Here is a 12,533-nt window from a genome sequence, read left to right as displayed (position 1 = left end):
ATTAAAAAATCAAAGATGAAAAAATACGATTACGGATAGGGTCGGCAACAACCACTAAAATATCCGAAACAACAAACAATTATTTAACCGGTGCGGGGCTAAAAACGCCTTGCACCATAAACAAAGAAATCAATATGACAAAAAAGAAAATTCTGATGCAGGCAGCTTTCTTAGTGGCTGCTGTTTCAACCGCATTTGCGCAGGGCGATGGCACCGCCGGAATCACAGAAGCCACCAACATGGTTACCTCGTATTTTGACCCCGGGACCAAACTGATTTATGCCATTGGCGCTGTAGTAGGGCTTATCGGCGGAATCAAAGTTTACAACAAGTTTTCGAGCGGTGACCCGGATACCAGCAAAACCGCTGCGAGCTGGTTCGGGGCGTGTATATTCCTTATCGTTGCCGCTACTATCCTGCGTTCGTTCTTCCTTTAATAAACTCCACCAAAATCACTATGGAATACAATATCAACAAAGGAATTGGCAAAAGCGTCGAATTTAAGGGGTTAAAATCTCAGTACCTGTTTATTTTCGCCGCCGGGCTGCTTGCCGTGTTCGTGGTGTTTGTCATCCTTTACATGGCTGGTGTCAGCCAATGGATCTGTATCGTTTTCGGTGTAATTGCAGCTTCGGTGCTGGTATGGCTGACTTTCAACCTGAACACCCGTTACGGGGAATCAGGACTGATGAAACTCATGGCCAAAAAACAGCATCCCCGCTACCTGATTAACCGAAAAGTTCCCCGCAGCCTTTTCCAAAAAGTAAGAAAGGAGAATGCAGCATGAGGAACACAATGAAAGCAACGACTATTGAAAGCAAGTTCCCGCTGCTAAGTGTGGAGCATGACTGTATTGTCAGCAAGGATGCTGATGTAACAGTAGCTTTCCGTGTAAACCTGCCGGAACTGTTTACCGTAACCTCGCCCGAATACGAAGCCATTCATTCTGCCTGGGCCAAAGCAGTTAAAGTGCTTCCCGATTACAGTGTGGTACATAAACAGGATTGGTTTGTCCGTGAAACTTACCACCCCAAAACTGATGACGGAGAAATGAGTTTCCTCTCACGCAGTTACGAACGCCATTTTAATGAACGGCCCTACCTGAACCATGAGTGTTTTCTCTACCTGACCAAAACGACCAAAGAGCGTATGCGGATGCAAAGCAATTTTTCATCCCTTTGCCGGGGCAATATCATCCCCAAAGATGTCAATAAAGAAAGTACAGTCAGGTTCCTGGAAGCCGTCGGACAGTTTGAGCGGATTATCAACGACAGTGGATTTATTCGTCTTATCCGGCTTACGACCGATGAAATTGTCGGCACACCGGAAAATACAGGATTAATCGAAAAGTATTTTTCCCTTTCACTCGAAAACACCACCTGTCTGGAAGATATGAAGCTGGGAGCAGACAGCCTCCGGATTGGCGATAAACACGTTTGTCTGCATACCTTATCCGATGTGGAAGATTTGCCCGGAAAGGTAGGGACGGACATGCGTTATGAAAAACTGTCCACCGACCGGAGCGACTGCCTTTTGTCGTTTGCCGCTCCTGTTGGGCTATTGCTGGCCTGTGACCATGTATATAACCAATATTTGTTTCTGGATGATAGTGCGGAAAACCTGCGAAAGTTTGAAAAAAGCGCCAGGAATATGCAGTCGTTATCGCGTTACAGCCGGGGCAATGCCATTAACAAGGAATGGATTGACCTCTACCTGAACGAAGCCCACTCACACGGGCTGATTTCTATCCGGGCGCATTTTAACGTGATGGCATGGAGTGAGGATGAACAGGAATTAAAGCATATCCGTAACGAAGTTGGTTCGCAACTGGCACTGATGGAGTGCAAGCCGCATCACAATACCGTGGATGCAGCCACCCTATACTGGGCAGGAATACCGGGCAATGCGGGTGACTTTCCTTCAGAGGAAAGCTTTTACACCTTCATTGAACAGGCGCTTTGCTTCTTTACTGAAGAAACCAATTACCGCTCGTCGCCTTCGCCTTTCGGCATCCGAATGTGTGACCGTGTGAGCGGAAAACCCATTCACCTGGATATTTCTGATTTGCCTATGAAAAAAGGGATTATCACCAACCGGAATAAATTCGTGCTCGGGCCTAGCGGAAGCGGAAAGTCGTTCTTTATGAACCACCTTGTGAGGCAGTACTACGAACAAGGCACCCACGTCGTCCTTGTAGATACTGGTAACAGCTACCAGGGACTGTGCGAAATGATCCACCGGAAAACCAAAGGGGAAGACGGGGTTTATTTCACCTATACGGAAGAAAACCCGATTTCATTCAATCCGTTCTACACCGACGATTATGTGTTTGATGTGGAAAAGAAAGACAGCATCAAAACGCTATTGCTGACACTGTGGAAGAGTGAAGACGACAAAGTGTCCAAAACCGAAAGCGGTGAACTGGGCAGTGCGGTATCGGCGTATATCCACCGGATTCAGGAAAACAGGAATCTCACACCCTGCTTCAATACTTTCTACGAGTACATGCGCGATGACTACCGCCGTGAGCTGGAAGAAAGAGAAATCAAGGTAGGCAGGGATGATTTTAACATCGACAATATGCTGACCACATTGAGGCAGTATTACCGGGGCGGACGTTTTGATTTCCTGCTGAATTCGGATAAAAATATCGACCTGCTTTCCAAACGCTTTATCGTATTCGAGATAGATGCCATTAAGGAAAACCGCGAGCTTTTTCCAGTGGTGACCATCATCATCATGGAGGCATTCATCAACAAAATGCGCCGTTTGAAAGGGGTCAGAAAACAACTGATAGTGGAAGAAGCATGGAAGGCGATTGCTTCTGCTAATATGGCTGAATACCTGCGCTATATGTACAAAACCGTCCGTAAATATTTTGGCGAAGCCATCGTAGTAACGCAGGAAGTGGACGACATTATTTCCAGCCCGGTGGTCAAGGAAAGTATCATCAATAATTCGGATTGCAAGATACTGCTCGACCAGCGCAAATACATGAACAAGTTCGACCAGATACAGGCTTTGCTGGGACTGACAGAAAAGGAAAAATCGCAGATACTCTCCATTAACATGGGTAATGCACCCAGCCGTCGGTATAAAGAGGTCTGGATAGGATTGGGCGGTGTTCAAAGTGCAGTCTATGCCACAGAAGTTTCAGCTCAGGAATATCTGGCTTACACCACCGAAGAATCGGAAAAGATGGAAGTGATACAGCTTGGGGGAAAACTGAACGGCGACATTGAACTGGCCATTAAACAACTTGCTGAAAACAAACAGTAATAACGTGCAGCTCATGTATTCAGAAACTACCGGGACCAATCCATTGGGAGCAAAAACTGAATTTGCGATGGATGATATAACTGGTCGATGGAAAAGCCGGGAAGGTGCGCCGGATATCCGGGTTTATAAAAACAGCGAAAGGAAAAACGGCTGCTTCTTTATGGAGTTTGCCTTTAAAACCGGAGAAATGTTTCGGTGTCCTGTCAAAAAGCACCAGAGTATCCGGTATGTCAACCTTTACGGAGTGATGAGCCTGTCCTACAATACGGACAGCGATGTATTGCAACTTTCCGCTTACGGAAAATATTTCAGGGCTGAGGATTAATGCCTCTCAGGGAACTAATCCCGCCCTTCAACCCAAAGTATCAATCAATAAAAAGAAAAAATATGAAACAAATAGTTTTAATCGTGTTCGTAGCCCTGATTGGTTTGTCTTTTCAGGCTAAAGCGCAGTGGGCGGTGATTGACCCGTCCAATCTGGTACAAAATATTCAGCAGGTGGTCAAATCCTCGTCCACCCTGACGAATATGGTTAAAAATGTACAGGAAACAGTAAAGATTTACGAACAAGGTAAAGAATACTATGATGCCTTAAAGTCAGTAAATAACCTGATTAAGGATACCCGCAAGGTAAAACGGACTATTGAAATGGTCAGCGAAATCAGCGATATGTATGTCACCGGGTTTAACAAGATGGTGGCCGACCCCAATTTTACGGTGGACGAGCTGGCTGCTATCTCGGCTGGCTATGCCCGGTTAATGGAAGAAGGAGGCGCGTTGATTACGGAACTGAAAAACATCGTAACCAGTAGTAACGGGCTTTCCATGTCCGATAAAGAGCGCATGGACGTGATTGACCGGATTTATAACCGGATGTTGGACTACCGTAACCTGACCAGGTATTTCACACAGAAAAGTATCTCTGTTTCGTTCATCCGCGCAAAGGCAAAAGCAGATACGGACAGGGTGCTGGCGCTTTATGGCAGCCCTTCGGAAAGATACTGGTAACAGGTAAAACTTATTAGTTATGGAATTTGATAACCTGCACCAGGTTCTGAGGAACCTCTACGAAGATATGATTCCCCTTTGCAGCGACATGATTGGCGTGGCAAAAGGATTGGCCGGGCTGGGCGCTTTGTTTTATGTGGCCTACCGGGTATGGCAGGCACTGGCACGGGCTGAACCCATCGATGTGTTCCCGTTACTCCGTCCGTTTGCCATCGGCTTGTGTATCCTCTTTTTCCCAACCATTGTATTGGGGACTATTAATGCTGTGATGAGCCCGATTGTCAGGGGGACGCATTCCATTTTGGAAACCCAGACCTTCGATATGGAAGCCTACCAGTTACAAAAAGAAGAACTGGAATACGAAGCGCGTGTGCGGGAAGGGAAAGCATGGCTCGTGGACGACGAAGCCTACGACCAGAAACTGAAAGACCTCGGAATCTGGGACACCCCTGAAATCATCGGGATGTGGAGTGAAAGGTTCTGGTACGACATTAAAATGTGGTTCAGACAGGTCGTCCGGGATTTAGTGGAACTGTTGTTTAATGCTGCTGCATTGATAATTGACACGATACGGACTTTCTTTCTTGTGGTGTTGTCCATTCTGGGGCCGATTGCTTTTGCCTTTTCCGTTTATGACGGGTTTCAGGCAACGCTCACCCAATGGCTTTCCCGCTACATCAGTGTTTACCTGTGGTTGCCGGTTTCCGACCTTTTTTCGGCGGTGTTGGCACGTATTCAGGTACTGATGCTGGAGGCAGACATCAAGCTGCTGGAAGACCCTAATTACATCCCTGACGACTCAAATGGAATTTACATTGTATTTATGCTCATTGGTATCATCGGGTATTTTACGGTTCCAACCGTGGCCAACTGGATTATCCAGTCAGGCGGTATGGGAAGTGCCAACCACGCTATTAACAAAACTGCCGGAAAAGCCGGAAGCTATGCTGCAGGTATGGCCGGGGGCGCCACCGGAAATATAGGTGGGCGTCTCGTTGGGCGATAATCATAACAATAAAAAAACAAATGATTTATGGAGTTTAAAAGTTTGAAAAACATAGAAACATCATTCAGGCAAATCCGGCTCTTTGCCATTGTGTTTATCTGCCTTTGTGCCGGGATAACCATTTATTCGGTATGGAATGCTTTCAGTTATGCTGAAGCGCAACGACAGAAAATATATGTGCTTGATCAGGGAAAATCGCTTATGCTGGCGCTCTCACAGGATATGGACCAGAACCGGCCGGTGGAAGCACGTGACCATGTGACCCGCTTTCATGAATTATTCTTTACCCTTTCACCCGACCGGGAAGCCATTGAAACCAATATCACACGCGCCTTGTTTCTTGCCGACCGAAGTGCTTATAACTATTATCAGGACATGCAGGAAAAGGGATATTTCAACCGGATTGTTTCGGGGAATATCCAGCAAGTGGTCCAGGTGGACAGCGTGGCATGCAGCTTCGCCAGTTATCCGTACACGGCGGTTACTTATGCCCGGCAGCGGATTATCCGGTCGAGCAATGTAACCGAACGCTCGCTTGTTACCCGTTGCAATCTGATTAACTCGGTCAGGAGTGATAACAATCCTCACGGGTTTACCATCGAGAAATTCGAAATCATAGAAAATAAAGACCTCCGGGTTTTGGACCGGTAAAGTATTATGGCAAAAAACCAAAAGAGATTCACTGCCCTCGGTGAACGAATGGAAAACCTTCTCAGGAAGTGGTGCGGGAGGATTCCTCCCGGTAAAAGGATTACCGTAATACTAACCCTTCTTTTCCTTTTTGCAGGGCTATCGCTATACATCACTTTTTCTTCCCTGTTCAGTTTCGGGAAAGATAAAAGGGAAATGCTGAACTTCAAACATATCGAAGGTCTGCAACTGGAATTGAAGGACAAACGGATCGAAACGGATAGTTTACAACCAATAAATAAATTTCAATATGAAAGAAAAAGAGAATAACAGTGGAGAAAAACCGACGGTGAAAGAAAAAATGCCGCTCTCGCCCCAACAGTTACAAAAACGGAAGAAAATGGTGATTTTCCCGCTCTTCTTCCTGCTGTTTGCTTTAAGTATGTGGTTTATTTTTGTGCCTTCAGGCGAAAAAAACGAAGAAACCGGAGATGTTTTTAATACCAACCTCCCCACACCAAAAAAAAGCGGGATTATAAGTGATAAGCGGGATGCTTACAGGCAGCAAGCCATGAGAGAAAAGGAAGAGGAAAAGATGCGCTCCCTGCAGGATTTTGCTTTTATGCTGGGTGATGATAAATCGGAAGAAAAAGGAGTAAGCCCAAAAGCAGAATTTCATGAGGCCCCGGAATCTTCAGTGAATAGTGTCAAAACTTCACACCTGAAAAAAAGTTCATCGGGAAACAGCCGGAACAATGCGTTCCGCTCGTCTGCCGGTCAGTACCAAAATATCAACCGGCAACTGGGAAGTTTTTATAAAGAAACTGAACCTGAAGCAAATGGTCTGGAACAAGCAGCGTTGGAAGAAAGAATAGGAAAACTGGAACAGCAACTTCAGGAAAAAAGCGAAGCGGAACAGCAACTCGCCCTTGTAGAAAAATCCTATGAGATTGCTGCCAAGTACATGCCTGCGGATAAAGCTAAGTCGGAAACAGTAGCTGCATCTGTATTAAATGTTTCGGAAACAGAAAAGGAAGCCGTTTCTCTTCCGGTATCGCAGGTGTCCGGCAAAGTGGTTTCGCTTCTGGCAGCTCCCGTACCTGATTCTGTATTTATGAGAGAATATGCAAAACCCCGTAACCTGGGTTTTCATACGGTTGCCGGGGAGGAGACAGAATCGACAAAGAACACTATTAGTGCCTGCGTTGATAAAACGATAACTATTACCAACGGTCAGGAAGTTCAGGTGCGCATCCTGGAGCCAATACATGCCGGGAATATTCTAATTCCGGAAAATACGGTTGTGTCCGGTCCTGCCCGGATTTCAGGAGAACGGATGAACATCTCGATAAGCAATATCCAGTTTGCCGGGAACATCATTCCGGTTAAAATGGAGGTTTTCGATATGGATGGTAATCCGGGAATTTCTGTGCCGGGTTCGGAAGAACTCAATGCAGTAAAGGAAGTAGCTGCCAATATGGGCACATCAATGGGAAGCAGTATTACCATTACCGACGATGCCGGTTCACAACTGCTGGCGGATTTGGGACGGAGCATCGTTCAGGGGGCTTCGCAATACGCAGGTAAAAAGATGCGGGCAGTAAGGGTTACGCTCAAAGCCGGGCACCGGGTATTATTGCTCCCTTCCATACAGTAAACAAGATTTTTCACCACTAAAATATTCAAAACAAACAAGTTCAATTAAAACAATCAGAGTATGAAGAAAATTATTTTGATGCTTGCTTTTGCAGCAATGCTATTTGCGGTTACCGCACAGGAAAAACCAACGACAGGAGATTATTTTAACGGGCTGACACGTCCGCTGACTTTCGACCGGATGATTCCGCCCTATGCACTTGAAATAACTTTTAACAAAACGGTTCACATTATTTTCCCATCGGTAATTCGTTATGTGGATTTAGGCTCATCCGACCTTTTGGCTGCTAAAGCAGACGGTGCAGAAAACGTACTGCGGGTGAAAGCTGCAGTCCGGGACTTTTCAAGAGAAAGCAACCTTGCTGTGATTACCGAAGACGGGGCATATTACACTTTCAATGTAAAATATGCGCATGAGCCGGGAAAGCTGTCCATAGAAATGGCCGATTTTATTCACGACGGGGAAGCAGTGAACCGGCCCAATAACTCACTGGATATTTACCTGAAGGAACTGGGGCAGGAATCTCCTTTACTGGTCAGGCTGATTATGAAATCGGTTTACAAAAACGATAAACGGGAAATCAAACATATCGGTTCCAAACGTTTCGGGATACAATATACGCTCAAAGGGCTGTATGTGCACAACGGGCTTTTATACTTCCATACGCAACTGAAGAACGCTTCACACGTGCCTTTTTCGGTGGATTACATCACTTTTAAAATTGTGGATAAAAAAGTTGCTAAACGCACTGCTATTCAGGAACAGGTGATATATCCTCTCCGCGCTTACAACAATGTTCAGGAAATAGGGGGTAGAACTACCGAACGCACGGTTTTTACCCTTCCTAAATTTACCATCCCAGACGATAAACATTTGTTGGTGGGGTTGCACGAAAAGCAGGGCGGTCGACACCAGTCGTTTTTTGTGGAAAATGCTGATTTGGTTCGTGCCAAAGTGATTAACGAATTGAAAGTGAAATAATGAGAGCGGCAGTAATTATAATAGCAGTGGCGGTGTGCTTTGTCCTGAGCGACGAGGCACACGCCCAGCGTGCCCTGCCTGGGATGCAGGGTTTGCAAATAACCGGAGGAATGGTTGACGGAATCTGGTCAAAAGATAACCGCAATGAATCGGGGTATTACTTTGGTGTAGCGATGGCGACTTATGGTAAAAACGCCAACAAATGGGTATTTGGTACGGAATACTTGAGAAGAAATTACCCCTATGAATACGGACGAATCCCGGTAGAACAGATTACCGGCGAAGGCGGATTTTTTTACAATTTTCTGTCAAGTCCCGGCAAAGCAGTTTGCTTTTCAATTGGTATTTCAGCACTGGCAGGATTTGAAACCGTAAACCGGGGAGATAAACTGCTCGATGACGGGGCCACACTACGTAATGAGAACGGATTCTTGTATGGCGGGGCACTTACGCTGGAAATGGAAAGCTATATAACTGATCGGGTTGTATTGCTGTTGACAGGCCGGGAACGGATGCTCCAGGGAACAACAATGGGGCATTTTCATGCGCAATTCGGAATTGGATTGAAATTCATTATCAATTAGCCCTATGAAAGAGAACGATGAATGGTACACACCAGCGGAGATTATTCGCTCGTTAGGCGATTTTGATTTGGACCCGGCTACCTCTGTGGAGGCCTACCGATTAAATCAATCGGCAAAGCATATTTATACTTTAGAAGAAGACGGACTGAAACAACCCTGGAATGGCAGGGTATGGTTGAACCCTCCGTACTCCAATCCACTGGCAAAAAGGTTCCTTGAAAAAATGGCAGAGCATAACAACGGTATTGCCCTTGTCTTTTCCAAAATTGAGGCCAAATGGTTTCACGATGTGGTGCTTGGACATGCAACAGCTGTAAAATTCCTGTATGCAAGAATCCGGTTTTTCCGGCCTGACGGGACAAAAGGCATGCAGCCCCGAAACGGGTCGATGCTTGTGGCCTACGGTACAGAGAATGCTGTCATACTAATGAACAACACTCTGAAAGGCAAATTTGTATTCCTTTAAAAATATTCAAATGAGAAAATTAAAAAGATCACTTACAATAATAACAGTGCTGGCAGCATTAGCACTACTGGTCAGTGCCTGTGATAATACGCTGGATGTATTTCAGGCGTATAGTTTTGATTTAGTTACCTTGCCGGTGCAGGAAAGCCTTAAAGAAGGCGAAACCGCTGAAATACGCTGTACTTTAGTCCGGGAAGGCGAGTATAAAGATGCCAAGTTTTTTATCCGTATGTTTCAATCTGACGGAGAAGGTGAATTGAAAATGGACGATGGTACGGCATTCCTGCCGAATGACTTGTATCCGCTCGAAAAAACAGAATTTCGGTTGTATTATACCTCACACTGTTCCGACCAGCAAATGATCGATGTTTATATTCAGGATAATTTCGGACAGGTAGTGCAGAAAACATTCAGCTTTCAGAATAAAAATACAGATAATAAATCATCAGAATAGCAGAAAGGGTAAAGACAGAAAAGCGTTCATAAATTGGACGCTTTTCTGTCTTCAGAATTAGGAATTAAGACGCAGTTGAGCTTGGAAAATAACAGTATATTTGAAATTCTGCCAACGTTCCATAAGATGTTCCGTAATCTGTTTATTTTATCTGCAAAATAGATTAGGGCGAACGCAACCAACTACGTGAAAAACTCATCCATTTATAAAAACATCTGCCATGAAAAATTTTAAAATCACTTTAACCTTTGGATTAATATTTGGTCTTCTGTTTCCTTCCTGTGAAAAATCAGACGAAGATATGGGTGTTGTGATAAATGGGTTAACAGCCGAAAATTACCCGAATGTTGATTGCTCCACCTCTGCAGGGCCATTACAGGCTATTATTTATTGTAAATTGTTGGGGTTGAATTATAGTTGGGAAAGAAACCTTGCGCTTGATAACGTCTATTTTGTATCCCCCGACATAGATGATTATACTGCCTTTTACGAAAAGGCAGACGTATCCGGCACTCACGGAGCCTATGTGAGCCTTATAAATAAAGAATCTGATTTAATTCTTGTCGCCCGCGAGCCGTCCAATGACGAACTGGATGCAGCAAGTTCAGAAAAGGTGGAATTGAATGTTACACCGATAGCCCTCGATGCTTTTATTTTTATCACAAATATGAATAATTCGGTAAAATCATTAACCACCAGCCAGATTAAGGATATTTACAAAAACAATATAACCAACTGGAAAGATGTTGGCGGCAACGACAGCCCGATACATCCTTATGTCAGGAACGCCAATTCCGGCAGCCAGGAACTTATGGAAAAGTTAGTTATGAAAGGCGAATCAATGACCGATTGGTCGGAAGCGATATTATCAGGAATGGCAGGCCCGTTTTCGACTATACGTGTTGATGAAAATGGCTTATGTTATACCGTTTATTACTACAAGGAACGAATGGTAAGAGACCAGGTTGTTAAACATATTTCGGTTGACAATGTATACCCTGAAAAGAAAACAATAAAAAACCAGTCATATCCCTATACTACGTTTGTTTATGCTGTTGTCCGGCAGGATTTGGACAGGGATTCCATGGCTTATAAAATTTATGAAGCGCTTCAGACCAACGGCGGAAAACGTATTATTGAAGAAAGCGGCTATATAGCTAATTAAATGGAAAAACCCGAGATTCCTGTTTTAAACCGATTTGAAAATAGATGCATTTTTTTCATTTTTCGGGGATCTTTAAAAAAATAGAAAAATAAAGGAAAAAGCACCAGCTAATTTTTTCGTATAAAATGGGAGATGCAAGAACTGACTGTTTAGCAAATAGTATACGACCAAAAAAAGGGCTATAAAAGCCCTTCATCTGCGAGGCTCATGTAACCTTCATCAGTTATAATCAGATGGTCTAAAAGCAACAGACCAACGGCTTTGCAGCCTTCTTTCAGTTTTTGGGTAATTGCAATATCTGCCTATCTGGGTTTCCGGCTGCCACTCGGATGATTGTGAGAAAGCATTACGGAGGCACAGCACAGTTCGTTTTCAGTGCAGTCTGCAGGATAATCCGTATATCAACCACAGTACCGTCCAGCCCGCCTTTTATTCACTAGTTTGCTTTGTATTCAAGTCTGGCAACTCAAAGGGATTGAAAGTGCTCCCGAAAGTCTTTTTGAACAGTTTATATTTGTCGAAGCTGAATACAGACAACCCCACTGGGTTCTTGGTTTTCGAGGTACGACATGAAAAGAGTTATAAAAAACTCTTGGGTCGTCCAAATTCAAATTACTAAAAATATACGTCTCTGCCTTTTAGTGTAGTTAATGAATAATAAACACACGAAAAAATTCACCTTACACTTTATACACAAATCATAGAAACCGTATAAAAGGGATGATCAACTCAAAAATAGCATCGGTGCCTTTCAACGGTGGCGCATGGGAAATAACCCACATTGAGTCGATTGAAGAATTAGAGCGGCAAGGATATAAGATTTCATCAATAGCAGGCTTTTCGATGTGGGCAATGATTGGGGCTTTTTATGCAACGGGGCCCCTGTCAAATGGCAGAGAATTTTTATGCAGCAAACGAAGACGGGCTGAAACAACCGTGGAATGGCAGGGTGTGGCAGAACCTGCCTTATTCTAACCCTTGGGCGGAAAGGTTCCTTGAAAAGATGCGAAGCAGAACAATCAGGTTCCTGGCTATTGAAATCCAGAAAAATTAAATGACAAACTTCTCTACTCCCAGGCATTTCTCCTGTCGCAGCTTCATCAGCACAACTGCTCATGATTCGCAGTATCCCGGCACAGATTCAGCTGTTCAATCGAAAAGCCTTGTGCATCCCACGACAAACGAATCCCTTTCATTGCATTTCAGGGATACATTTGCCTTTTTCCGGCGCCGTTAAAATTGTTAAGTAAAGTTCCAATGTCTCCAGTAATCTGAATCCCTGAAAAAAAACTTATCCTAATTA

Annotated in this window: 16 protein-coding genes; 15 read left to right on the top strand and 1 reads right to left on the bottom strand. The window is 44.4% G+C overall.

What is annotated here, in order from left to right; translation table 11 throughout:
- Nucleotides 1-134 precede the first annotated feature (134 nt).
- The 14 genes from BUB08_RS02570 (at nucleotide 135) to BUB08_RS02505 (ending at nucleotide 11,230) form a co-directional block, all read left to right on the top strand.
- Complete coding sequence (locus BUB08_RS02570) at nucleotides 135-437, top strand: DUF4134 domain-containing protein (protein WP_139249589.1); 303 nt, start codon at nucleotides 135-137, stop codon at nucleotides 435-437.
- Between the two features lie 20 nt (nucleotides 438-457).
- Nucleotides 458-787 carry a DUF4133 domain-containing protein gene (locus BUB08_RS02565; protein ID WP_072998606.1) on the top strand — a complete coding sequence of 110 codons (330 nt, stop codon included), beginning with the start codon at nucleotides 458-460 and terminating at the stop codon, nucleotides 785-787.
- A complete protein-coding gene (locus BUB08_RS02560) occupies nucleotides 784-3,279 on the top strand; it encodes a TraG family conjugative transposon ATPase (protein ID WP_072998604.1) in 2,496 nt (831 codons plus the stop codon). The genes BUB08_RS02565 and BUB08_RS02560 overlap by 4 nt, the downstream gene beginning before the upstream one ends.
- Before the next feature lie 13 nt (nucleotides 3,280-3,292).
- Nucleotides 3,293-3,604, top strand: a complete 312-nt coding sequence (locus tag BUB08_RS02555; protein WP_072998902.1) for a DUF3876 domain-containing protein — start codon at nucleotides 3,293-3,295, stop codon at nucleotides 3,602-3,604.
- Nucleotides 3,605-3,666: 62 nt separating this feature from the next.
- Nucleotides 3,667-4,287, top strand: a complete 621-nt coding sequence (locus BUB08_RS02550) for a DUF4141 domain-containing protein (RefSeq protein WP_072998901.1) — start codon at nucleotides 3,667-3,669, stop codon at nucleotides 4,285-4,287.
- A 19-nt stretch (nucleotides 4,288-4,306) separates the two neighbouring features.
- Nucleotides 4,307-5,293: a conjugative transposon protein TraJ gene (gene traJ, locus BUB08_RS02545; RefSeq protein ID WP_072998602.1), complete on the top strand. Its 987-nt coding sequence runs from the start codon at nucleotides 4,307-4,309 to the stop codon at nucleotides 5,291-5,293.
- A 27-nt stretch (nucleotides 5,294-5,320) separates the two neighbouring features.
- Nucleotides 5,321-5,944 carry a conjugative transposon protein TraK gene (gene traK / locus BUB08_RS02540; protein WP_072998600.1) on the top strand — a complete coding sequence of 208 codons (624 nt, stop codon included), beginning with the start codon at nucleotides 5,321-5,323 and terminating at the stop codon, nucleotides 5,942-5,944.
- 6 nt (nucleotides 5,945-5,950) lie between these two features.
- The gene (locus BUB08_RS02535) at nucleotides 5,951-6,253 is read left to right on the top strand and encodes a TraL conjugative transposon family protein (protein WP_072998598.1); all 303 of its coding nucleotides are present in this window, start codon (nucleotides 5,951-5,953) and stop codon (nucleotides 6,251-6,253) included.
- On the top strand, nucleotides 6,234-7,580 hold the full coding sequence (gene traM, locus BUB08_RS02530; protein WP_072998596.1) for a conjugative transposon protein TraM: 1,347 nt from the start codon (nucleotides 6,234-6,236) through the stop codon (nucleotides 7,578-7,580). Before BUB08_RS02535 ends, traM begins: the two co-directional genes overlap by 20 nt.
- Before the next feature lie 60 nt (nucleotides 7,581-7,640).
- Nucleotides 7,641-8,561: a conjugative transposon protein TraN gene (traN, locus tag BUB08_RS02525; RefSeq protein WP_072998594.1), complete on the top strand. Its 921-nt coding sequence runs from the start codon at nucleotides 7,641-7,643 to the stop codon at nucleotides 8,559-8,561.
- Complete coding sequence (locus BUB08_RS02520; RefSeq protein ID WP_072998592.1) at nucleotides 8,561-9,145, top strand: conjugal transfer protein TraO; 585 nt, start codon at nucleotides 8,561-8,563, stop codon at nucleotides 9,143-9,145. The genes traN and BUB08_RS02520 overlap by 1 nt, the downstream gene beginning before the upstream one ends.
- A gap of 4 nt (nucleotides 9,146-9,149) precedes the next feature.
- Entirely contained in the window at nucleotides 9,150-9,611 is a 462-nt protein-coding gene (locus BUB08_RS02515; RefSeq protein WP_072998590.1) for a DNA N-6-adenine-methyltransferase, read from the top strand.
- Between the two features lie 10 nt (nucleotides 9,612-9,621).
- Nucleotides 9,622-10,065: a DUF3872 domain-containing protein gene (locus tag BUB08_RS02510; RefSeq protein WP_072998588.1), complete on the top strand. Its 444-nt coding sequence runs from the start codon at nucleotides 9,622-9,624 to the stop codon at nucleotides 10,063-10,065.
- A gap of 220 nt (nucleotides 10,066-10,285) precedes the next feature.
- A complete protein-coding gene (locus BUB08_RS02505) occupies nucleotides 10,286-11,230 on the top strand; it encodes a PstS family phosphate ABC transporter substrate-binding protein (protein WP_072998586.1) in 945 nt (314 codons plus the stop codon).
- Nucleotides 11,231-11,409: 179 nt separating this feature from the next.
- Here BUB08_RS02505 and BUB08_RS20750 read toward each other — a convergent pair whose 3' ends face one another.
- Nucleotides 11,410-11,520: a JAB domain-containing protein gene (locus tag BUB08_RS20750; RefSeq protein WP_394332726.1), complete on the bottom strand. Its 111-nt coding sequence runs from the start codon at nucleotides 11,518-11,520 to the stop codon at nucleotides 11,410-11,412.
- Nucleotides 11,521-11,950: 430 nt separating this feature from the next.
- Between BUB08_RS20750 and BUB08_RS20195 the strand changes: the two genes are divergently transcribed.
- Nucleotides 11,951-12,205: a patatin-like phospholipase domain-containing protein gene (locus BUB08_RS20195; protein WP_139249588.1), complete on the top strand. Its 255-nt coding sequence runs from the start codon at nucleotides 11,951-11,953 to the stop codon at nucleotides 12,203-12,205.
- Nucleotides 12,206-12,533 lie beyond the last annotated feature (328 nt).

The organism is Mariniphaga anaerophila, from assembly GCF_900129025.1.
GTDB classification, from domain to species: Bacteria; Bacteroidota; Bacteroidia; order Bacteroidales; family Prolixibacteraceae; genus Mariniphaga; species Mariniphaga anaerophila.
Note: the sequence above shows the minus strand (reverse complement) of the source record. Positions and strands in the feature narration are given on the sequence as shown.